Below are 22,432 nucleotides of genomic sequence, written 5' to 3'. Positions count from 1 at the left end.
TGATCTTTATATCTTTATTACTGATATTTGTATAATTTAAAAGTAGTATTTTAAATTATGATAGAATATTAATTTTCGGTATTTTATATTGTAATAATAAAAAGATGTAATTCTTGTATATACTCATTAATAATTTTAAAACAACATTAATTTAACATTAAAAAGGTTAATTATTTAACGAATGCAAAAAAGCCCCCTTATTTTATCCAATTTACACCCTTATTTGTAAGTAAAAGAGGTATAATTTTGAGTCTTATTTTAACCTAAAAAACCTTATTTATGAAAAAATTAAATTCTTTATTACTAGTAGGATTGATTCTTATTGGAATGCTAAATTCATGTAACTCTGATGAATCTGACACTACCAATGAACAAAATGAAAATCTTCTGGCAAAAGTAAGCGCTTCTACAGCTAAGTCAACAGCACCCAGTGGTATAGCAGGAGTCAACTGGGCTGATGGCAGGGATAATTTTGTTGATGGATGGGTCATTCCTTCTGGTTTGACAGCTGCTGATAGTTATGCTACAGTTGAAGCAAAGACAAATTCTATCCTTGATTCATTTACTGCGAATATAAACGGTGTGAATACCGTTCGTATTCCAATCAATCCTTCGTCTGTTTCTGAAAGCTGGTGGAATAGTTATTCTGCTGTTATTGATAAGGCAACAAGCAAAGGCTGGAATGTTATTATCTGTTGTTGGGAATCTTCTTCAGCCAGAGATGGAAAAATAGATGATACGGCCAAATTTTGGGCAATGTGGACAACCGTTGTAAATAAATACAGTGCAAATAGCAAAGTATACTTTGAAGTTTTCAATGAGCCTTATGGATATACTTTAAGCCAATTGACGACAATTTACAACACCTTTATAGTAAATTACTCTGGTGTTCCTAAAGGCAGGATATTATTATCAGGCACAGGATACAGTGAAAATGTGACAGGTGTTGGTGCAGATAGTCGTTTTACTGGCTGTTTGTTATCATTGCATAATTATGCTTTTTGGGCAACACGTACTGCAGCTCAATGGCAGGCAGACTGGCGAAGCAGAATAGGAAGCTATGGCTCCCGTACTGTTATTACTGAATTTGGAGCTACGATGAATAGCGGTAAGGACTATCAAAACGGACCACAATCAGATAACGAAATAGCATATATAGTGGCTACAAGTGATGTTTGTAGAAATGATAAAATTGCCAGTGTTTATTGGCCAGGATTAAGAGATGGTGATAGTTATAGTATTCAAACCCGTGGCGGCATCGGAAATAATATTACCTTATCTACTGTTAGTACTACAGGAGTATTTCGTCTGAGATACGGATGGGGATTAAATTAGTAATAATCAGGATCTCATTATGGAAAGTTTTTTGCTTCTGTAATGAGATCTTTATATTTTAAAATACCTACCTATTTATTATGAAATTATCATTATTTGTTGATATAAATATGGTATTATAAAAAATAATTAGCTCTTTATTTTGTGAAATAAAACTAGTTATTATTAATTTTTTTAAATTAATTTACTAATTTTCTTTTGTATTTTGGTTAAATAGCTGTTTAATTTCTGATTTGACCATTCTTTTTTGCGAATTTGCCCCCCTTTAAATCTTCTATTTTACATTTATTTTACAATAGACAAAAAATTTTGCTCAATTTTAAAAATGTATAAAACACACTTATGTTAATTGGTAATAACTAATTTAAAGAGAGTGTTATAAAAAATACCAAATTCCATTTACTGTTTTTAAGATTTAGTTTTTATTAAAAAAAAATCACTTCGGAACTATCTTATTGGGTTTAAGATTTCTTTTCAGTAGTGTAATGAAGTAAAAAAAATTTGCTCAATTTTAAAAATGTATAAAACACACTTATAATAATCATAAAAAATAATTAAGTATGAAGAAACCTTGACAGCTAAATGTTGTCAGCAATTTTACTAACCTTTAACCACAACCAAAATGAAAAAAAACTATTTAATTCAGTCTCTTACGATCAGGATTGAATTTTTAATGGCTATAATGATAGTCTTCAGCACAAATGCAAGTTATGCAAAGAAAAATTTAACCTTTTCGACTTCAGTTGAAAGTATATTTCAACAGCAGCGATTAATAACAGGAAAAGTAGTTTCGTCAGATGAAGGGATGGGTGTCCCTGGTGCCAATGTAATAATAAAAGGAACCAAAAAGTCAGTCGTTACAGATATGGACGGGAATTATTCAATTGAAGTCAATTCAAATGAAGATGTATTAATGTTTTCATTTGTAGGGTACAATACTCAGGAAATCAAAGTGGGTAGTGAGAGTGTTATAAATGTAAAATTAATTGCTACCGATAATAGTCTTAAAGAGGTAGTTATTGTTGGTTTTGGAACTCAGAAAAAAGCCAGTATGGTGAGTTCTATTACAACAATTAAACCCAAAGAGCTAAAAGGGCCAACCAGTAACTTAACCACTATGTTAGCAGGAAGGATTTCAGGTTTGATCGCTTATCAGCGAAGTGGTGAACCGGGAAAAGATAATGCGAATTTTTTTATTCGTGGTTTAGGTTCTTTTGGTTCAGGTGCCTCTAATCCCTTGATATTAGTTGACGGAATAGAATCTACCACAGATGATTTGGCACGTTTGCAGCCTGATGATATAGACAGTTTTTCGGTACTGAAAGATGCAGCAGCAGCAGCAGTTTATGGAGCCCGAGGAGCTAATGGTGTTGTGTTGGTTACTACAAAGATGGGGAAAAATGGTGTTACGAAATTTAATTTTAGAGTCGAATCAAGAGTGTCCTCTAATACCAAAAATTTCGATTTTGCAGACAATATCACTTATATGAAATTAGCTAATGAAGCCGTTAGAACCCGAAATCCGGAACGAGGGGACATTTACAATCAAAATAAAATTGCAAGAACTGCCGCCGGAGACGACCCTTATTTGTACCCAAGTAACAACTGGATTGATGAATTAATCAAGCCATATACCATTAATCAGGGATATAATCTGAATGTTAGTGGAGGTGGAGAAAAAGCAAGATACTATGTTGCTGGTACCTATAATGTAGACAATGGGGTTTTGAAAGTTGACGGTATGAATGATTTTAATAGTAATATTAAATTAAGGAATTACTCCATGCGGTCAAATGTCGATATGTCATTAACGCCAACAACAAAAGCAATTATTCGTTTTTATGGTCAGTTTGATGATTATAATGGACCCATAGATGGCGGTGCAAATATTTTTAACCTTACCATGTGGTCTAATCCGGTTGCATTTGCTAAAGTATACCCTTCCAGTTATTTACCTTATGTTGAACATCCTCTATTTGGAGGGACTTTGTCCGGAGGGACAACAGGTTATGTGTTGGTAAATCCTTATGCACAAATGGTTAAAGGATATCAGGTTGCAAAGGCCTCAACGATTCAAACTCAAATAGAATTACAGCAGGATTTAAAAGCTCTGACCCCTGGACTAAGTGTCAACGCAATGGGGTATATTAGAAGATATTCTTATTTTGATATTCCCAGACAATATAATCCGTTTTATTATAAATCATATATAAATCCCGAAACAGGAGAGTTAGCGTTGCAGGTATTAAATGATGGTGATGAGGGGAAAGCAGAGCCTATAGGAACAGAATATTTAGATTATCCTAAGGATAAGGGAAACAAACTGTTAGATTCACGTATCTATGCACAGGCAACCATTAACTATAATAGAACTTTTAATGATAAACATGCAGTGACAGGTATGGTAACTGGTTTGATGTCCAGTTATGAACAAGGAAACGCAGGTTCTTTAGAAAGTTCTTTACCATCTAGAAATCTTGGAGTTTCAGGAAGATTTACTTATGCATATGATAATAGATATCTTGCCGAATTTAATTTTGGATATAATGGTTCTGAACGATTTGCTGATGGACATCGTTATGGCTTTTTCCCTTCAGTTGGTTTAGCTTATAATATTTCTAATGAAAAGTTTTGGGAACCTATTAAAGATGTGGTAACAAATTTTAAAATACGGTCTACTTACGGTTTAGTGGGTAACGATCAGATCGGAGATATTAATCAGCGTTTTTTTTACTTAGCCAATGTTGAAATTGGAAATAATAATTACGGAGCAGCTTTTGGAGAGCAATATGGTTATTACCGTCCAGGAGTTTATATTAACCGTTATGCTAATGAAAATATTGGATGGGAAGAATCTACGCAGATCAATTTAGGATTAGATGTGCAATTTTTTAACTCCCTAAATTTTGTTGTAGATATTTACAAACAGCATCGCACCAATATTCTTCAGACAAGAAGTAATATAGGTTCAACAATGGGACTTACCGCAGTGCCGTCAACTAATTTTGGAGAAATTGAAAGTAAAGGACTGGACTTAGCTGTTACTTTTAATAAACAACTGAATCAGGATTGGTATACCGAATTACGAGGAAATTTTACGTTTTCAACCAATAAGGTATTAGTATTCGATGAGATTAACTTTCCTGAGAATATGAAATATCGTTCAAGAGTAGGGCAGAATTTTAATCAGGCATACGGTTATATAGCAGAACGGTTGTTTGTAGATCAAAATGAAGTTGATAATTCACCAACGCAATTTGGAGATTACACAGGAGGAGATATTAAATATCGCGATGTGAATGGAGATGGTGTTATCTCTCGGAGCGATATGGTTCCTTTGGGATATCCTACAGCCCCTGAAATTGTTTATGGCTTTGGGGGTACAATTGGTTACAAAAAGTTTGATTTTAGTATTTTCTTTCAGGGGGCAGCCCGAACTTCCTTCTTTATTAATCCCGAAAACATTGCCCCATTTGTTTTAAATGATGACAACAATAAAAAGTTGACCTATCAGAATAATTTACTCAATGTTATTGCACAGGATCACTGGTCTGAGGACAATAGAGACTCCTATGCTTTCTGGCCAAGACTAAGTGACAAATTTGTTGAAAATAACAATCAGGTATCAACCTGGTGGATGAGGGACGGCTCTTTTTTAAGATTAAAATCTATTGAAATTGGGTACAATGCTCCTAAAAATTTTAATACCAAACTTGGTTTGCAAGACCTTCGAATTTATATTAACGGAAGTAATATTGCAGTTTGGAGCGCTTTCAAAATGTGGGATCCGGAAATGGGCGGAAGTGGTTTAGGATACCCAATTCAGTCGGTTTACAATGTAGGACTTAAGGTTAATTTTTAAAAAGATAAAATCATGAAAATTAAAAATATAATTTCAGTAAAAATAAGCCTCCAGAAAGGAAGAAAGTTTTTCGGGATAGTAATGACGATAATTTGTCTGGTAGGTTTGCAATCATGTGAAAAAGATTTCCTGGATGTAGTTCCGGACAATGTAACGACATTAGAAAATGCCTTTAAACTGAGAAATGAAGCTCAAAAATATTTGTTTACCTGCTATTCTTATATTCCTAAAAACGGAGATGGAGTGTATAATATAGGAATGCTGGCCGGAGATGAAACATGGGTTGCACCAAATCGTGCTGCTATAACAAGTTATGCTTTTAATATTGCAACCGGTACGCAAAGAAAAGCAAGTCCTTATATGAATGCCTGGGAAGGAAACTATCAGGCAGCCGGACCATCAGATCGTTATCCGCTTTTTGATGGAATCAGACATTGCAATGTTTTTCTTGAAAATGTAGAAGACAGAACTAAAGTTGCAGATTTAACAGAAGCAGAGCGTTTAAGATGGATAGGTGAGGCTAAATTTTTAAAAGCATATTATCATTATTATTTAATGAGAATGTATGGGCCAATTCCGGTGATTCGAGTTAGTCTGCCTATTGATGCTCCTGTAGAACAAATTCAGGTAGCAAGAGAGCCTATTGATGCTACTGTTGATTATTTGGTAAGTTTATTAGATGAAGCCTCGGTTGCAGTACCACCACAAATTACAGATACTCAAAATGAATTAGGAAGAATTACAAAACCTATAGTTTTAGGAATCAAGGCCGAATTGTTACTTATGGCTGCCAGTCCATTATTTAATGGAAATTCGGATATGGCAGGATTTAATACAAAAAACGGAACCCCATTGTTTAATACGACTTACGATGTAACCAAATGGAAAAAAGCAGCAAATGCAGCCAAAGAAGCTATAATAGCTGCTGAAAGTGGCGGGCATAAAATTTTCTATAAGAACGATGTTGCCTTTACTATTTCTCAGACTGCAAAAACTAAACTGAATATCACACAAGCAATAACTGAACCCTGGAACGATGAAGTTATCTGGGCAAATCCTAACAGTCGTACTTACGAATTACAGCGACTTTGTATGATGCCTTTAGACAATACTATTGCGCATACTCAGGCCAGAAAAGTATTTTCGCCTACCATTGAATCTGCATCTAATTTCTACACTAAAAATGGAGTGCCTATTGAGGAGGATAAAACCTTAACCTTTGGTGATATTACAGAAATAAGAGAAGCAACGGCAGCTGATAAATTCGACATTAAAGAAGGCTACCGTACTTCAGTTTTAAATTTCAACAGAGAGCCTCGTTTTTATGCTGATTTAGGTTTTGACGGAGCTATTTTCTATAAATATGACAGCGGTTCTGATGAGACGAAATATTATATCAAAGCAAAATATCAGGATTATGCAGGAAGCGCAGATGCTTTTGATTTTAATATTACAGGTTACTACATTAAAAAACTGGTGAATTGGGAGCAACATTTTGGAAACGGAAGTTTATACAAAGAATATGCCTGGCCAGAATTACGTTTGGCTGATTTATATCTAATGTACGCCGAAGCACTTAATGAAGCTGATGGAATTGCGGCTTCTGGTGAAGTATTGCAATACTTGGATGTTATTCGTCAGCGTGCAGGATTAAAAGGAGTGGTGGAGTCCTGGACAAATTTTTCCAGTAATCCAGGTAAATATACTACTCAGGAAGGTTTGCGTGAAATTATTCATAGAGAACGCAGTATTGAAATGGCTTATGAAGGCAAGAATTACTGGGATATCAGACGATGGAAAAAAGCAAACCAGGAATTCAATGAGCCAGTAAAAGGGTGGAATGTTTTTGGAGTTACCGAAGGAGCCTATTATCAGGTACGCACTCTAAACCAGCAACGTTTTGTTGCACCAAGGGATTATTTTTGGCCACTTGACGAAACAACACTTATTCAAAATCCAAATCTGATTCAGAATCCAGGTTGGTAGTAATCATAAAAAAATAAAATTATGAAACGAATTATAAAATCATCCGTAAGGGTACTTGTAGTGTCTTTAATTCTGGCTATTGTATCTTGTAATGATAATCAGGAACCTGAACCTTTAGAGAACAATTCAAAAGCACCAGCCGAAGTAACCAATGTTATAGTACAAAATTTGCAGGGAAAAGCGAAACTAACTTATACATTGCCTTCAGATGAAGACCTTTTGTATATTGTTGCCCGTTATACTTTAGAAAATGGTAAACCTATGGAAGTTAAATCTTCCTACTATTCTAATTCAATGCTTTTAGAAGGTTTTGCCGGTCAGTCTGCTACTGAGGTTAAAATTTATGCAGTTAATAAAAGCGAAACAGAATCTAAACCTGTTACCGTTACAGTAACACCAACCAAGGCCCCAATTTATGATGTTTTTGACTCATTAGAAGTTCAGCCTGATTTTGGAGGTATTCGCATTACCGCAGATAATATTACAAAAGAAGAAATAGGTATTTTAGTAATGCAAAAAGATATCAAGGGAGACTGGGTGCCGTTACCTACAAGCATCTATACTTCTGTAGATCATATCGGACAAAGTTTGAGAGGGATGGAACCTGTAAAACAAGATTTTGCTGTAGTTGTGAGAGATCGCTGGCTCAACTATACAGATACTTTATTTACTAATATTGAACCGTTTTTTGAAGTTATGATGCCAAAATCTGGTTTTGTAACCGTGCATCTTAATAATGACACCAAAACAATTAATAATGCTTACCCGGTTACAAATTTGTGGGATGGTCAGTTTTTAGAATATTGGGGCTCTTATTTTACAGACAGAACTGTAGATGTAGGCAATCATTTGGTGACTTTTGATATCGGAAAGACCACTAAATTAAGCCGTATGAGAATGTGGAATTTTTCGGAACCTATTGGAGGCCAGAGAATGTATTACTATCTGGGAGCTGTAAAAAAGTTTAGAATCTGGGGTAGTAATACCCTGAATGATGGTACTTTAAATAGCAATTGGACTTTGATGGGAGAATATGAAATCAAAAAACCTTCAGGGTTACCTTATGGACAGGAAAATAACGATGATCTTTTAGCAGCCAGAGATGGTGCAGATTATGAAATTGCTTTAGAAAAACCTGCTGTTCGATATCTTAGAATTGAATGTTTAGAAAACTGGGTAGGAGGTAAGTTTATGGCTGTTTCTGAAGTGCAGGTATATGGTAATCCTAATTTTTAATACTAAAACTAAAACAATGAAAAATTTAAGGAATATTTTAGTCGCAATTTTTGTGGTTTTGTCAGTTCTCATTATAAATTCTTGTACAAGTGGTGATGAGTATCTGAAGTTTACCAAAGGCGGAGCGATTTCATATACAGGAAAAATAGATTCATTAAAATTATTTCCTGGAAGAAATCGTCTGGAAGTTCAGGGACTTATAATATCAGACCCTAAGGTTACGGAACTCCGAATTTATTGGAATAATAAAAAAGATTCTGTTGTGGTACCCATTACCAGAACTTCCGGAATAGATGCCGTTTCAAAAATTATAGATAATTTAGAAGAGAATATTTATAATTTTGAGTTTAGAACCTTCGATGCAAAAGGCAATTCATCAATAGCTGTAACAGCTTCTGCGGAGGTTTATGGAGATCGATATATAAGCTCATTGATCAACAGACCAATTCTTAATAACGTGCTTATTGGTAGTGAGCTGACAGTAAATTTCATAAATTTAAATGCAGATTCCGGAGCTTTGGGGACAGAAATAGAATATACCAATTCTTCTAATCAGCTAAAAACTGTATTTACTGACATTAGCAAAGGCAGTGTTGTTATCAATGATTTTAAAAGTGGTTCTACTTACAGGTATACAACCCTTTATAAACCTGTGGTAAAATCAATTGATACTTTTTATGCGGTTTATAAAGACGTGAGACCAGTTCCTACACCGGTTTTAGTGAATGCAAAACAGCCTTTTAACTATTCATCATACGATGGTGGCAGATGGGGCGTAATTGCAAATTGGACAACGAATGCTGCAGCCAAAAATCATAATGGTTATGGTGGATATGATGGTGGATGCTGTGGTAAAGCAAATAATGCAACTGTAAATTTTGAATCAGGCTGGGGAGCGCCTGCCATCACTAATGGTAAGCTTTATCAGAGCGTTACGGCTGAACCGGCAACCTATCAATTAAAGGTCGTTGTATTTGAATCTAATCATCTAGAAAGTGATCCGGGCGGATTTTACATTATCGTTTCTAAAGGTGATGTAGAATTGCCTAATGTAGAATCTGTTGGTACTGCGACAGAAGTTTTAAAGTATAAAAGAGTCCTTAGCAATGGAATAGGTAAAGCAGAATATATTTTAGAATTTACTATTGATCAGACTACTCCAATTACTGTTGGAATATCAACTTCGCAACCTGATTGGGGAAGATTTTGTACAATAAGTTCTTTTGAAATTGTAGTAAAATAGACTTTTATATAAAGTATAAGTTGATTTCTCAAAACATTGAAATAGAAAATCAAACTGAATGATATTCTATTTATAATATGAATCATCAGAATGTATAACCTCCAAAGTCATTGATTTTGGAGGTTTTTTTATGCCTTAATAATCTCCAAATAGATATGTATCTGAGTCACTTTCTAATTGGTAAAACATTTCAATATAAACTGAATCGTTTTTAAAATTAGGTATCACATTAATAGGAATAATCAATTTCTGATTTTTATTATATTCCTGCCCCAAATTCTCCCATACTAAAGACAATGGAAGTTTTTTAGATATGCATTTTTATTAACTATAGCAGTATCTCTTTCCTGAATTAGCAATGTATTAAATTTATTAATTTGGCATTTAAATTATGTATAACATACTTTTATATGTATAACTATGTCAAATGTTTGTGCAAATTGTTGCTTAATAAGAAAAAACAATAAAAACAGGATAATATAGTATTATCATGTGGTAATATAAGCATTTTCCTTAACTCGGTTTTAACATAATTTTACAAGTGTTAATAATACACAAACCAAACTGTTTAAATTATGAAACCAACCACACAAGCTTTTAAAAGTACAGAGATATCTTATTCCAGAAATAAGATGTTCTTTACTATTTTGTTTTTGTTTGTTGTTTTTTGCTCTTTTTCTCAACAGAAAATTAGTGGTAAAATTACAGATTCAAATAATCTTCCTCTGCCAGGGGTATCAGTTTTAGAGAAAAACACAACCAATGCAGTTACAAGTGATTTCGACGGTAAATTTGAAATTACTACTAAAGGAAACAACGTAATATTAGTTTTTTCTTATGTAGGATTAAAAACTAAAGAGCTAAAACCAGATGGTAATACTCTCAATGTAATTTTAGAATCGGACTTAAATGAATTAAATGAAGTAGTGGTCGTAGGATACGGAACCCAGAAAAAATCAAGGGTTACTACCGCTATTGCCAGTATAAAAGAAGAGAATTTTACAAGAGGTGCTATTAGAGATGCTTCGGATCTTATTAGAGGTAAAGCAGCAGGTCTAACAATTAGTAATGGTTCCGGTGATCCGAGTTCATCATCTAATATTTCATTGCGTGGAGTTTCTACTTTACAAGGAAACGCTGCTCCTTTGGTCTTAATTAATGGTGTGCCGGGAGGTATGAATACCGTTGCACCAAATGACATTGCTTCTATCGATATATTGAAAGATGCTTCAGCAGCTGCAATTTATGGAACAAGAGGTGCAAATGGGGTTATTCTTATTACCACAAAAACGGTAAACAAAGACATTGCACCAACTATTACCTATTCAACATTTGCTACAATAAGTAATTTTTATAATAAGGCTGATTTTTTAGATGCCACACAACAAAGAAATTTTCGCTCTCAAGGATTAAGAATACCTTATGAAGAAGGTGGTGCTGATACCAATTGGCTGGATCAAATTTCAGGAAGTGGATTTGCTCAAAATCATAATTTAGCTTTAAAAGGAGGAAATGTTAAAACAAACTATACTGTGAATCTTAATTATATAGATGAAACAGGTGTTTTTAATAATACATTTAATAAAGAGTATCGATTTTCATTTGATGTTAATCATAGTATGTTCAATGATAAGCTAAAAATTAATTTGAACTTACTAAATGGAACCCAAAATATGGGACTTTCAGAAGGAACAGTAGCTTACGCCTACAGACAAGCTATGATAAGAAATCCTACAGCTCCTGTTTATGAGCCTGATGGAGTGACTTATGATGAGAATTATACAGATAAAGGTAAGTTTCAATATTATAATCCTGTAGGTATTATAAATGAAACAATAGAAGATAGAAATAGGACATGGCAAAGATTTACAGCCAATCTGACACTTGATTTATTGCCAGGATGGGATGTAGGGGCACAATTTTCAAAAAATAAAGACACATCTTTAAACGGATATGCAGAAACCAAAAAACATTATTCAAATACGATAAATTCGCGAAATGGTGTGGCTTCCAGGAATACAGGTACGACGGATACCGATTTAGTTGAGATAACATCCAAATACCATAAAATTTTAGATAAGCATGAGTTTACAGTATTAGGAGGATATAGTTATCAATATATTGTAAATGAAGGATTTTCGGCTAGTAATTCTGATTTTCCTACCGATGCTTTTTCCTATAATAATTTGACTTCAGGAAATGCTTTGACGGATGGATTAGCAAGGATGGGAAGTTATAAAGATGATAATACATTAATTGGATTCTTTGGTAGAGTTAACTATAACTTTAATAGTAAATACGATTTATTAGTTAGTATCAGGAGAGAAGGTTCTTCTAAATTTGGTGCAAATTACCAATGGGGAAATTTCCCTGCGGTTTCTGCAGGATGGAGTATTAATAAGGAGTCTTTCTTAAAAGATGTAGAAACTGTAAATATTTTAAAATTAAGAGCAGGTTATGGAGTAACAGGAGTAATTCCTAATGATCCTTATATGTCACTGACATTGTACAATTATGAAGGCTATTTTTATAATGATGGAAAATGGGTGAGAGGATTGGTACCAGTAAGTAATCCTAATCCTGATTTGCGTTGGGAGAAAACAGCAGAAGTAAATATAGGTCTTGATTTTGGATTTTTCAATAATAGAATTAGCGGAAGCGTTGATGTGTATAGTAAAAAAACAAGTGATATGTTATGGAGATACGCTGTGCCAAAACCTCCTAATGTATATGACTCGACTATTGCCAATGTTGGGAAAATGGAAAATAAAGGATTTGAGATTCTTCTTAATACAATTCCTGTCAAAACGGATAATTTTGTTTGGAATTCCTCAATGACTTTTTCACACAATAAAAATAAGTTAACAAGTCTTTCTAATAATTTATATCAAATTGAAGGAGATTATATAAATATAGGAAACACTGGAGATCCTATTTCATTCGATACGCATAGATTAGAAGTTGGACAATCATTAGGTAATTTTTGGGGTTTAAAATCGGTAGATATTACTGATGATGGAAAATGGATTGTTGAATTGCCAGACGGTACAAGGAAAACACTTGATCCTTCTATGTACAATGATACGAATAAGCAATATTTAGGAAATGGTATTCCGCAATATTATGCAGGTTGGACCAATACTTTTAGCTACAAAAAATTTGATTTAAGTATGGTGCTCACAGGAGCTTTCGATTTTCAAATACTAAATAGTCAACGTATGTTTTATGGAAATTCTAAAACTGATTATAATATGCTGTCCAGTGCATCTGACAAAGTGTATGGTAAGGCGGTATTAAATTATAATCCAACTTATGTAAGTTATTATATTGAACAAGGAGATTATGTAAAGATTGACAACATAACTTTATCCTATAATTTTGATGTTAAGCCGTTTAAATTCATCAATGCAATGCGATTGTATGTGTCTGGAAATAATTTAGCCACGTTTACAAAATACAAAGGTTTAGATCCGGAGATAAAAAGAGATGATCCTACGTTTCAAGGAATGGATAATAGGGATAAATATCCAAGTACAACAGGTATGACTTTGGGATTAAATGTAACTTTTTAAATTAATTCAAAATGAAAAATAAAAATATAATATATAAAATCCTTGCTTCGGGCTTACTGCTTTTAGGAACAGGATGCACCAATTTAGATGAGAATGTTTATGATAAAGTAATTGGTGAGGAAACTAAATTTAAGGCAGAAGATTTGGCAAGTCTTATGGCACCAGCTTATACGTCATTTAGAGACGTTTATTGGGGCTGGGATGCGGCGTTTTGTTTATACGAAGAATCATCAGATTTAATAGTAACGCCATTAAGAAACGGTATTGGCTGGGGAGATTATTACATTACAATGCACCAACACACGTATGAGGCTCCGCTACCTCATGCAGAAGGGAATTGGGCTTATTTGTTTGGTGGTGTAAATAATGTCAATAAAGCTATTTTTCAGATAGAACAAATACCGGATCTTGAAAATAAAGAAGCTATTTTTCAGGAACTAAGAGCTTTAAGAGCTATTTATTATTATTTATTATTAGATAATTTTAGAAATGTTCCTATTGTAACCAAATATGATTTACCTAAAGGATATTTGCCAGAACAAAACACAGGTAAAGAAGTATATGATTTTGTAGAAAGTGAACTAAAAGGAGCTTTACCTTATTTGAATGATAATAATAAGAGAGAAACTAAGTATTATGGAAAAGTTACAAAATGGGCTGCTGAGATGACTTTGGCAAAACTGTATCTAAATGCTGAGGTTTATATAGGAACGCCAAAATGGAACGAAGCTTTAGCTGAAGTTAATGATGTTATAAATAATGGTGGGTTTGCTTTGACAACTAATTATTTGGATAATTTCATAATAGAAAATCAATCTTCTTCAGAACAGATATTTTCTATTCCTTTTGATCAAAAAAAAGCAGGGGGAAGTTACTGGCCATTTAAAACATTAGCAGCTGAAAGTCAGGTAACTTATGAATTAGCTGGAGGACCCTGGAATGGTTCTGGCGGAATACCTCAATTTATAGATACTTATGATCCTGATGATCAAAGATTAAAAGATTCCTGGTTAGGAGGAAAACAGTTTGATAGTAAAGGAGAACCTATTATGCTAAAAAATGGAGCACAATTTGAGTATCTTAACTACTTGACAGATGTTAATGGCTGCGAACCTAACGAAGGGTATAGAATGGTTAAATATGAAATTGGTAAAGGTCAAATTGCACAATTAAGTAATGATGTTCCTTTTTATAGATTAGCCGATGCTATGATGATTAAAGCAGAGTGTTTATTAAGAACAGGAGATGCCGCCGGTGCTGCAGAAATTGTAACAAAAGTAAGAGAAAGAAATTTTAGAAAGACTAATCCGGCCAAAGCCACTGTTACAGGAGCCAAACTGTTAGGAGGAAGTGTTTATCAATACGGTACTTATAAAGCAGGAGTAATTACAAATTACGAAGGAGGAGCGGATATTCCTTACGGAGGTTTTCTTGATGAATTAGCTTGGGAATTCGTTGGTGAAGCCCATAGAAAACAAGATTTAATACGATTTGGAGTATATTCAAAAAAATCATGGTTTTCAAAAGTAGCTAATCCTGCCGGTGCTTTTAGAGCTATTCTTCCAATACCGAAAGTTCAATTGGAAAGAAACAGCAATTTAAAACAAAATCCGGGGTACCTGCCATAAAATATTAAACTTTTACAAGTTGGTTACTTGTAATTATAAGTGTGTGAAAAGCTGTTCCTGTTCAGGGATGGCTTTTCATTTTAAAGTAAGATCAATATGAAATATACAATTGAAATCATAAAAATTTGTTTTTGTCTGCTTGTTTTTCAAATCGCAATTTCTTGTAAAACAGCCGAAAAAGCAGTCAATGCAGAGATAAAACAAAATTATTCAGTTTCCTTTAAAGATCCGGAATCGCATTATCTCGAAGTGGTTTTAGATTTTGAAAACCTTTCATCGGCACAAACTAATTTAGTACTTCCGGTCTGGACGCCTGGATATTATTTGATTTTAGATACACCGCGCTATATTGTAGATTTTGACGTAACAGATGCCAATGGTAACAAAATAAACTGGCATAAAAAAACTAAAAACTGCTGGGTGGCAGAAAACGGAAAAGCCTCTAAAATACAGGTAAAGTACAGGGTTTTTGCCAATAAAAAATCGGTAGCAGAATCATTAGTAGATGCAGATAAAGCTTTTTTAATGCCTAATACTATTTTTATGCACGTAGAAAATGCTCTTCAAAATCCGATAAAACTGACTGTGAATCCATACAAAAACTGGAAAAAAGTCTCAACGGGATTAAAGCCAACTGATGAAAGCGGTTTCACTTTTGCTGCAAAAAATGTGGATATTTTTTACGACAGTCCAATTTATCTGGGCAATCAAAAAGTAATTAATTTTAAGCATGAAGAAAAATCATATTCTTTAGGAATTGCAACTCCGCAAGGGTTAAACGAAGAAAAATTCACTTCAGATCTTAAAAAAATAATGACGGCAACAACTGCCATCATGAAAAAAGTGCCTTATGATGATTACAGCTACATTATGATGGAAGCAGGAGGCGGAGGATTGGAGCACTGGAATTCGCAGGCTATTTTTACCAATGGAACTTTCGATTTTAAATCTGATGAAGAGTATACCGATTTTTTAAATTTTGTCACACATGAATATTTCCATCTTTATAATGTAAAAGCCATTCGTCCAATAGAATTGGGGCCGTTTGATTACAATAAAGAAAATTATACTTCTATGTTATGGGTCTCCGAAGGCTTGACGGTTTATTACGAATACATTATTATGATGAAAGCCGGTTTGCTTGATGGCAATGAAGCTTTAAAGTATATTACAGAATCTATAAAACGATACGAAAATATTGAAGGCAATAAACACATGTCCTTATCCAGATCGAGTTTTGATATTTGGCTGAATTTCTTCAACAACGAAAGTAATGCTCAACAAACTACGATTTCCTATTACAATAAAGGACCGGTTATTGGTTTTTTATTAGATCTTGAAATCAGAAACAATACACATAATCAAAAATCATTAGACGATGTAATGCGTTTTCTATACAATGAATATTATGAAAAAAAAGGAAGAGGATTTACCGAAGCCGAGTTTTGGCAGACTTCTGAACAAATCGCAGGAAAATCTCTAGCTGAAATAAAAAACTATGTAGACACTACGGCTGAAATAGATTACCCAAAATATTTAAAATACGCAGGACTTCAAATCGATTTGAGTCCGATAAAATCTTCAGTTAAAAAAGATTATTTTTTCGAAAGAAGTTTTGAAATCAAAAAAATTTCGGAAGCGTCAGAACTGCAATTAGAAATCAGAAAATCTATTTTTAAAATTTAAAGCCACAGATTAGAAAGATTAGAAAAAAAACTGCTGAGTTTGTAAGCTAAAAAAATTAAAATTGGGCGCGATAATGGGAAGGGGAAATTCCCTTTAGTTCCTTAAACTTCCTGTTGAAGTTGGCAATATCCTGAAAACCGCAGAGTTCAGATATGGAGGCAATCGAAAGGTCTTTTTTATGGTACAGTAATTTGCACGCATTTTCAATTCTGATTTCAATCAAAAACTGAAAGAAGGTTTTATTAGTACGTTTTTTAAAGTATCTGCAAAAGGCATTTTTGCTCATATTGGCTTTCTCCGCCACTTCTTCCAATGTAATATTCTGATGGTAAAACTCAATAGCATATTCAAAAACAGCACTCATTCTTCTTCCTTCATCATCAGTATATTTTTTTTTGTAAACAAAAGAAGAAAGCGGTGTTTTTTCAGAAGAAATAATAATGTTTATAATTTTTAAAAACGAGGCGATTCGCTGTAATTTATTCTGCTTTTTCAGCTTCTCAAAATGATGGATGATTTTTTTGTGGTTCGACAGTATTTTCATTCCATATTCAGATTCCTTAAAAAAATCATCTACACTGCTCATATCATTCAGACTGAAAAAATCTTTCCCGAAAGAAGTTTTGGTAAAAAATAAAGTTAGCATTACAGACTCCGGGCTGGCTTCTACATTACTCCTGAAAACATGCGGTACGTTTTCACCAATTATTAAAACATCGTCTTCTTTATAATCATTAATAGAATCTCCAACAATCAGTGTTCCGGCACCTTTCACGATATAACTGATCTGAATTTCTTCATGCTGGTGCAGCTGATCATAGAAAACACGTTCAATATCCTCTTGATATATGAGTGCTTCTCTCTCGGTTTTTGGGATTTTAAAAGGTAAGATTTTCAAAGGATTGTTTTTTAGTTATGTAAATATTATCAAAAAAATCAGATTATACAATAGATGGGGTAATATAGTCCTGATAACGGCTAATAATGACAAAGACGTCTCTTTTTATAAGTTTTATTTTTGATAAAAATTATAATATGAATATAAATTGGGAAGGCGTAATGCCGGCTGTAACGACTAAGTTTACAGAAGAAGGTCAATTAGACCTCGTAATGTTCGAAAAAAATATTAAAGCACAAATTGAAGCTGGAGTTAACGGAATCATACTTGGCGGAACCCTTGGAGAAGCTAGTACATTGACTAAAGAAGAAAAAGAGGTTTTAATTAACAACACGTTAAGAATCACAGCAGGAAAAATTCCGGTTATTGTAAACATTGCAGAACAGACCACCAGCGAAGCCATTACTTTGGCCAAACGTGCCGAAGAATTAGGTGTAAACGGTTTGATGTTACTGCCTCCAATGCGCTATAAAGCTACAGATTACGAAACGGTTGTTTATTTTAAGGAAATCGCAAAAAGTACATCGCTACCGATTATGATTTACAATAATCCTGTAGATTATAAAATTGAGGTAACGCTGGACATGTTTGAAGAACTTTTAAAATTAGACAATATCCAGGCAGTAAAAGAGTCTACGCGCGATATTAGCAATGTAGTAAGAATTATAAACCGTTTTGGAAACCGTTTAAAAGTACTTTGTGGTGTTGATACTCTGGCATTAGAAAGTTTGGTGACAGGAGCAGATGGCTGGGTTGCCGGTTTAGTAGTAGCATATCCGGCAGAAACTGTGGCCATTTATAAACTTGTAAAAGCTGGAAGAATTGAGGAAGCGGTAGCCATTTACAGATGGTTTATGCCACTATTAGAACTGGATATTTCTCCGCAATTGGTACAAAACATCAAATTGGCTGAGGTTGCCACTGGACTTGGTACAGAAAACGTAAGAGCTCCAAGACTTCCATTGCAGGGAGTTGAAAGAGAACGCGTTTTGACTATTATCGATGTTGCAATGAAAAACAGACCCATTTTGCCTGATTACAAAAACATTTAACTAAAGGTAAAAAGTAAGCTATGACTACTGGACAAAATTATATTGGAGAAACGCTTTCCGCAAAAGGTAAAACGACTTATAAGACGATCAATCCGGAACTAAATACAGAGAATAAAACTGTTTTTTATGAAGCTACCCAAGACGAAATTACTCAGGCTGTAGCTTTAGCTGAAGAAGCTTTTAAAACATACGGAACAATTGTGGACGTAAAAAAAGCAGATTTTCTGGAAGCTATTGCTGATGAAATTGAAGTTTTAGGGGATGATTTATTAACGACTTATATTCAGGAATCTGGACTTCCTGTTGGCAGAGCCAATGGGGAACGCGGAAGAACAACCGGACAGTTGAGGGCCTTTGCTACGATGTTGAGAGAAGGCTCATGGGTAGAAGCCATCATCAACAAAACAGAAGACAAACCTGATATTCGAAGAATGCAGATTCCACTTGGGCCTGTAGTGGTTTTTGGAGCCAGTAATTTTCCGCTGGCTTTCTCGACCGCTGGTGGTGATACGTCGAGTGCTTTGGCTGCTGGTTGTCCGGTCATTGTAAAATCACATCCACTTCATGCGGGAACGGGCGAGTTGGTATCTTCGGCAATTATCAAAGCAGCTCAAAGAACCGGAATGCCAAATGGTGTTTTTTCGAACCTAAACAGCAGCGGTATCGAGGTAGGAAAAGCTTTAGTTGAACATTCCTCTGTAAAAGCGGTTGGTTTTACAGGAAGTATTACAGGTGGAACTGCTCTTTGTAAAATTGCAGCCAACAGACCTGTTCCGATTCCGGTTTATGCAGAGATGGGAAGCATTAATCCAGTGGTAATTTTACCATCGGCCTTAAAACTGGAGAGTGAAAAATGGGCTAAAAACTACGCTGCATCAATTGTAGCAGGAACAGGTCAGTTTTGCACCAATCCTGGACTTATTTTAGGAATAAATAGTAATGAATTAGAGAATTTTATTACTATTTTAGCTTTAGAGACAGACAAATTAGAGCCAGCCTGTATGCTGCATCCCGATATTAAAGCTAAATATGAAAGCCTGAAATCAGAAGTTCTTGGACAGGAAGGTTATACGCAGCAGACAAATTTAAAGAAAGAGGTAAAGCCAAACTATGCTCTGCAAAATGTAATCACGGTAAATGGAAATACCTTTTTAAAAAATAAAACATTTCATAAGGAGGTTTTTGGGCCTTTTTCTGTGGTTGTTAAATGTGATGATATTCAGCAATTGAATACAATTATTGAAAATCTGGAAGGACAGCTCACCGGTACTATTTTAAATTCGGATGAAAGTGAATTAAAAGATTTCAAAGAAGTAATCCAAAACCTTAAAAATAAGGTAGGTAGATTAATCTTTAACAATGTACCCACAGGAGTTGAGGTTTGCTCGGGAATGACACATAGCGGACCTTTTCCTGCCAGTTCTGACAGTAAATTTACTTCGGTAGGATTAACGGCAGTAAAAAGATGGGTTCGTCCGGTTACGTTTCAGGACTGGCCAAATAAATTATTGCCCGTTGCTTTGCAGGATGAAAACCTTTTAGGAATTAACAGAACAGTAAATGATATAGTAACCCAGAATCCTATTTAATATATGCCCAGAAAAACCTTTTTTTGCGTTGATGCACATACTTGTGGAAATCCCGTGCGAGTAGTTGCCGGTGGAGGTCCAAATCTCGTTGGAGACAATATGAGCGAAAAACGGCAGCACTTCTTAAAAGAATATGACTGGATTCGCAAAGGACTTATGTTTGAACCGAGAGGACATGACATGATGAGCGGGAGTATTTTGTATCCGCCAAGCAATCCTGAAAATGATTTTGGAATTTTGTTTATCGAAACTTCAGGCTGTCTGCCAATGTGTGGACACGGAACCATTGGAACCATCACAATTGCTATCGAAGAAGGATTAGTTGTTCCTAAAATTCCCGGTAAAATAAAAATGGAAGCACCAGCAGGTTTAGTTCAGATTGAATACCAGCAAACGGGAAAGAAAGTAGACTGGGTACGTTTGACAAACGTAAAATCGTATCTGGCAGCTGAAGGTCTGACAGTTGATTGTCCGGAACTGGGCGAGATTGTTTTTGATGTGGCTTACGGGGGAAATTATTACGCCATTGTAGACCCACAGCCTCATTTTTCAGGGATTCAGGATTTTACAGCCGGAAAAATTGTGCAATACAGCCAGGAAGTACGTAAACGAATTAACGAGAAATACCCAAATCTTTTCATTCATCCTGAAAATGATACGATTCGCGATGTAAGTCATATGCTCTGGACAGGCTATCCAATCGATCCCGCTTCGTCAGGCAGAAATGCCGTGTTTTATGGCGATAAAGCTATCGATCGCTCACCTTGCGGAACCGGAACTTCAGCCAGAATTGCACAGCTTCATGCCAAAGGAAAACTTAAAAAGGGAGAAGATTATATTCACGAAAGTTTTATTGGAAGCAAGTTTATTGGACGAGTCGAAGAAGAAACCGAGATTGGAGATATAAAAGCCATTGTGCCAAGTATTCAGGGCTGGGCAAAAGTCTACGGTTATAACAATATTATCATTGACGAAGAGGATGATCCGTATGCATTTGGATTTCAGGTGATTTAAAAAAATAAACTATAATTCAAAGGTTGAAAAAAATCTTATCGCCAAATTTTAAATTTAGAATAATAATGAAAAAAGTAAGTATAATTGGCGGAGGAATAATAGGCTTATGTTCAGCTTATTATTTGGCTAAAGAAGGTTATGAAGTAGTTGTTTTTGATAAATCAGATATGAATGATGGCTGTTCTTACGGAAATGCAGGCATGATTGTTCCGTCGCACATCATCCCACTGGCTCAGCCTGGAATGATTGCACAGGGAATAAAATGGATGTTTGATAGCCACAGTCCGTTCTATGTAAAACCCAGATTAAATTTGGATTTAATGAATTGGGGCTTAAAGTTTTACAAACATGCCAATTTGAAACATGTAGAAAAAGCGATGCCCGCACTTTGTGATTTATCACTTCTAAGTAAGGAACTCTATCAGGATCTGGCAAAACAGAATAATTCTTTTTTCTATGAAGAAAAAGGGCTTTTGATGCTTTATAAAACGGATAAAACCGCAGAAGAAATTCATCACGAAGGAAAGCTGGCAGAAGATTTAGGTTTAGAAGTTGATTTTATTTCCAAAGAGGAAGTTTCAAATTTAGAGAAAGGAACTGCTACAAATGTTATTGGCGGTGTTCATTACAAAAGCGATGCACACATCTATCCGCAAAAGTTTATGCAGTTTTTAAAAGACGAACTGAAGATACTGAGTGTAGAAATTCATTCGCAGACAAGGGTAATAGATTTTGTTATAAAGAATAATACTATTGTAGAAATTATTACCGACAAAGGCAATTTTACAACAGATGAAATAGTTTTGGCAACCGGTTCCTGGAGCCCTAATATTGCTAAGAAACTGAATGTCAATATTTCAATTTTGCCGGGAAAAGGATATAGTTTTACGTTAAAAGACCAGAATCACAAGCCATCAATCCCAAGTATTTTATGTGAAGGAAAAGTGGCTGTTACACCTATGAACAATGATATTCGTTTTGGCGGAACTATGGAAATTACACATACTAACGATACCAAAATTAATCAAAACAGGTTACAGGGAATTGTAAATTCGATCAATGATTTCTATCCTGATTTAAAAATAGAAATGCCAAAAGAAGAAGATACATGGTTTGGCTTCAGACCTTGTACACCTTCGGGAATGCCAATTATAGCCAGGGATAAAAAACTTAAAAATTTGACAGTAGTAACAGGACATGCAATGATGGGATTAAGTCTGGCTCCGGCAACGGGAAAAATAGTGGCCGAGATTATTTCTGAAAAGCCAACTTCTGTCAATACTCAAATGTTTCAACTCTAAAAAGTCAGCTTCATGTTTAATCAAAAATGA

Annotated in this window: 14 protein-coding genes; 12 read left to right on the top strand and 2 right to left on the bottom strand. The window is 34.6% G+C overall.

Annotated elements, in window-relative coordinates:
• Nucleotides 1–279: 279 nt before the first annotated feature.
• The 5 genes from FLACHUCJ7_RS22330 to FLACHUCJ7_RS22310 all read left to right on the top strand — a co-directional run bounded on the left by FLACHUCJ7_RS22330 (nt 280) and on the right by FLACHUCJ7_RS22310 (nt 9,662).
• Nucleotides 280–1,335: a cellulase family glycosylhydrolase gene (locus FLACHUCJ7_RS22330; protein WP_078229291.1), complete on the top strand. Its 1,056-nt coding sequence runs from the start codon at nt 280–282 to the stop codon at nt 1,333–1,335.
• Nucleotides 1,336–1,957: 622 nt separating this feature from the next.
• Nucleotides 1,958–5,197: a SusC/RagA family TonB-linked outer membrane protein gene (locus FLACHUCJ7_RS22325; protein WP_180910537.1), complete on the top strand. Its 3,240-nt coding sequence runs from the start codon at nt 1,958–1,960 to the stop codon at nt 5,195–5,197.
• Between the two features lie 12 nt (nt 5,198–5,209).
• Nucleotides 5,210–7,183 carry a RagB/SusD family nutrient uptake outer membrane protein gene (locus FLACHUCJ7_RS22320; protein WP_078229289.1) on the top strand — a complete coding sequence of 658 codons (1,974 nt, stop codon included), beginning with the start codon at nt 5,210–5,212 and terminating at the stop codon, nt 7,181–7,183.
• A gap of 21 nt (nt 7,184–7,204) precedes the next feature.
• Nucleotides 7,205–8,419, top strand: coding sequence for a DUF4959 domain-containing protein (locus FLACHUCJ7_RS22315; RefSeq protein WP_180910535.1), 1,215 nt, complete (start codon nt 7,205–7,207; stop codon nt 8,417–8,419).
• A 16-nt stretch (nt 8,420–8,435) separates the two neighbouring features.
• Nucleotides 8,436–9,662: a DUF4998 domain-containing protein gene (locus FLACHUCJ7_RS22310; protein WP_180910533.1), complete on the top strand. Its 1,227-nt coding sequence runs from the start codon at nt 8,436–8,438 to the stop codon at nt 9,660–9,662.
• 135 nt (nt 9,663–9,797) lie between these two features.
• On the opposite strand, the gene FLACHUCJ7_RS22305 is transcribed toward FLACHUCJ7_RS22310, so the two are convergent.
• Nucleotides 9,798–9,959 carry a hypothetical protein gene (locus tag FLACHUCJ7_RS22305; RefSeq protein WP_180910532.1) on the bottom strand — a complete coding sequence of 54 codons (162 nt, stop codon included), beginning with the start codon at nt 9,957–9,959 and terminating at the stop codon, nt 9,798–9,800.
• A 278-nt stretch (nt 9,960–10,237) separates the two neighbouring features.
• Between FLACHUCJ7_RS22305 and FLACHUCJ7_RS22300 the strand changes: the two genes are divergently transcribed.
• The 3 genes from FLACHUCJ7_RS22300 (at nt 10,238) to FLACHUCJ7_RS22290 (ending at nt 16,548) form a co-directional block, all read left to right on the top strand.
• Nucleotides 10,238–13,234, top strand: a complete 2,997-nt coding sequence (locus tag FLACHUCJ7_RS22300; protein WP_219634157.1) for a SusC/RagA family TonB-linked outer membrane protein — start codon at nt 10,238–10,240, stop codon at nt 13,232–13,234.
• 11 nt (nt 13,235–13,245) lie between these two features.
• Nucleotides 13,246–14,862, top strand: a complete 1,617-nt coding sequence (locus FLACHUCJ7_RS22295; RefSeq protein ID WP_180910530.1) for a RagB/SusD family nutrient uptake outer membrane protein — start codon at nt 13,246–13,248, stop codon at nt 14,860–14,862.
• 96 nt (nt 14,863–14,958) lie between these two features.
• A complete protein-coding gene (locus FLACHUCJ7_RS22290; protein ID WP_180910529.1) occupies nt 14,959–16,548 on the top strand; it encodes a M61 family metallopeptidase in 1,590 nt (529 codons plus the stop codon).
• A 55-nt stretch (nt 16,549–16,603) separates the two neighbouring features.
• On the opposite strand, the gene FLACHUCJ7_RS22285 is transcribed toward FLACHUCJ7_RS22290, so the two are convergent.
• Complete coding sequence (locus FLACHUCJ7_RS22285; protein WP_078229284.1) at nt 16,604–17,446, bottom strand: AraC family transcriptional regulator; 843 nt, start codon at nt 17,444–17,446, stop codon at nt 16,604–16,606.
• Between the two features lie 137 nt (nt 17,447–17,583).
• On the opposite strand from FLACHUCJ7_RS22285, the gene FLACHUCJ7_RS22280 reads away from it, so the two are divergent.
• The 4 genes from FLACHUCJ7_RS22280 to FLACHUCJ7_RS22265 all read left to right on the top strand — a co-directional run bounded on the left by FLACHUCJ7_RS22280 (nt 17,584) and on the right by FLACHUCJ7_RS22265 (nt 22,402).
• Nucleotides 17,584–18,498 carry a dihydrodipicolinate synthase family protein gene (locus tag FLACHUCJ7_RS22280; RefSeq protein WP_180910527.1) on the top strand — a complete coding sequence of 305 codons (915 nt, stop codon included), beginning with the start codon at nt 17,584–17,586 and terminating at the stop codon, nt 18,496–18,498.
• 20 nt (nt 18,499–18,518) lie between these two features.
• A complete protein-coding gene (locus tag FLACHUCJ7_RS22275) occupies nt 18,519–20,087 on the top strand; it encodes an aldehyde dehydrogenase (NADP(+)) (RefSeq protein ID WP_180910525.1) in 1,569 nt (522 codons plus the stop codon).
• Between the two features lie 3 nt (nt 20,088–20,090).
• The gene (locus FLACHUCJ7_RS22270; protein ID WP_180910523.1) at nt 20,091–21,101 is read left to right on the top strand and encodes a 4-hydroxyproline epimerase; all 1,011 of its coding nucleotides are present in this window, start codon (nt 20,091–20,093) and stop codon (nt 21,099–21,101) included.
• Between the two features lie 65 nt (nt 21,102–21,166).
• Nucleotides 21,167–22,402, top strand: coding sequence for an NAD(P)/FAD-dependent oxidoreductase (locus FLACHUCJ7_RS22265; RefSeq protein ID WP_180910522.1), 1,236 nt, complete (start codon nt 21,167–21,169; stop codon nt 22,400–22,402).
• The last annotated feature ends 30 nt before the right edge of the window (nt 22,403–22,432 follow it).

Source organism: Flavobacterium salmonis (genome assembly GCF_903819435.1).
Classification (GTDB): Bacteria; Bacteroidota; Bacteroidia; order Flavobacteriales; family Flavobacteriaceae; genus Flavobacterium; species Flavobacterium chungangense.
The sequence above is the reverse complement of the archived record's forward strand: the minus strand, read 5'-3'. Positions and strand labels throughout refer to the sequence as shown.

Excerpts from the sequence above, each read along its gene's own strand:
- FLACHUCJ7_RS22310 (WP_180910533.1), top strand. The coding sequence starts at position 8,436 with ATGAAAAATTTAAGGAATATTTTAGTCGCAATTTTTGTGGTTTTGTCA.
- FLACHUCJ7_RS22280 (WP_180910527.1), top strand. The coding sequence starts at position 17,584 with ATGAATATAAATTGGGAAGGCGTAATGCCGGCTGTAACGACTAAGTTT.
- FLACHUCJ7_RS22320 (WP_078229289.1), top strand. The coding sequence starts at position 5,210 with ATGAAAATTAAAAATATAATTTCAGTAAAAATAAGCCTCCAGAAAGGA.
- FLACHUCJ7_RS22300 (WP_219634157.1), top strand. The coding sequence starts at position 10,238 with ATGAAACCAACCACACAAGCTTTTAAAAGTACAGAGATATCTTATTCC.
- FLACHUCJ7_RS22315 (WP_180910535.1), top strand. The coding sequence starts at position 7,205 with ATGAAACGAATTATAAAATCATCCGTAAGGGTACTTGTAGTGTCTTTA.
- FLACHUCJ7_RS22265 (WP_180910522.1), top strand. The coding sequence starts at position 21,167 with ATGAAAAAAGTAAGTATAATTGGCGGAGGAATAATAGGCTTATGTTCA.
- FLACHUCJ7_RS22330 (WP_078229291.1), top strand. The coding sequence starts at position 280 with ATGAAAAAATTAAATTCTTTATTACTAGTAGGATTGATTCTTATTGGA.
- FLACHUCJ7_RS22275 (WP_180910525.1), top strand. The coding sequence starts at position 18,519 with ATGACTACTGGACAAAATTATATTGGAGAAACGCTTTCCGCAAAAGGT.
- FLACHUCJ7_RS22325 (WP_180910537.1), top strand. The coding sequence starts at position 1,958 with ATGAAAAAAAACTATTTAATTCAGTCTCTTACGATCAGGATTGAATTT.
- FLACHUCJ7_RS22295 (WP_180910530.1), top strand. The coding sequence starts at position 13,246 with ATGAAAAATAAAAATATAATATATAAAATCCTTGCTTCGGGCTTACTG.
- FLACHUCJ7_RS22270 (WP_180910523.1), top strand. The coding sequence starts at position 20,091 with ATGCCCAGAAAAACCTTTTTTTGCGTTGATGCACATACTTGTGGAAAT.
- FLACHUCJ7_RS22290 (WP_180910529.1), top strand. The coding sequence starts at position 14,959 with ATGAAATATACAATTGAAATCATAAAAATTTGTTTTTGTCTGCTTGTT.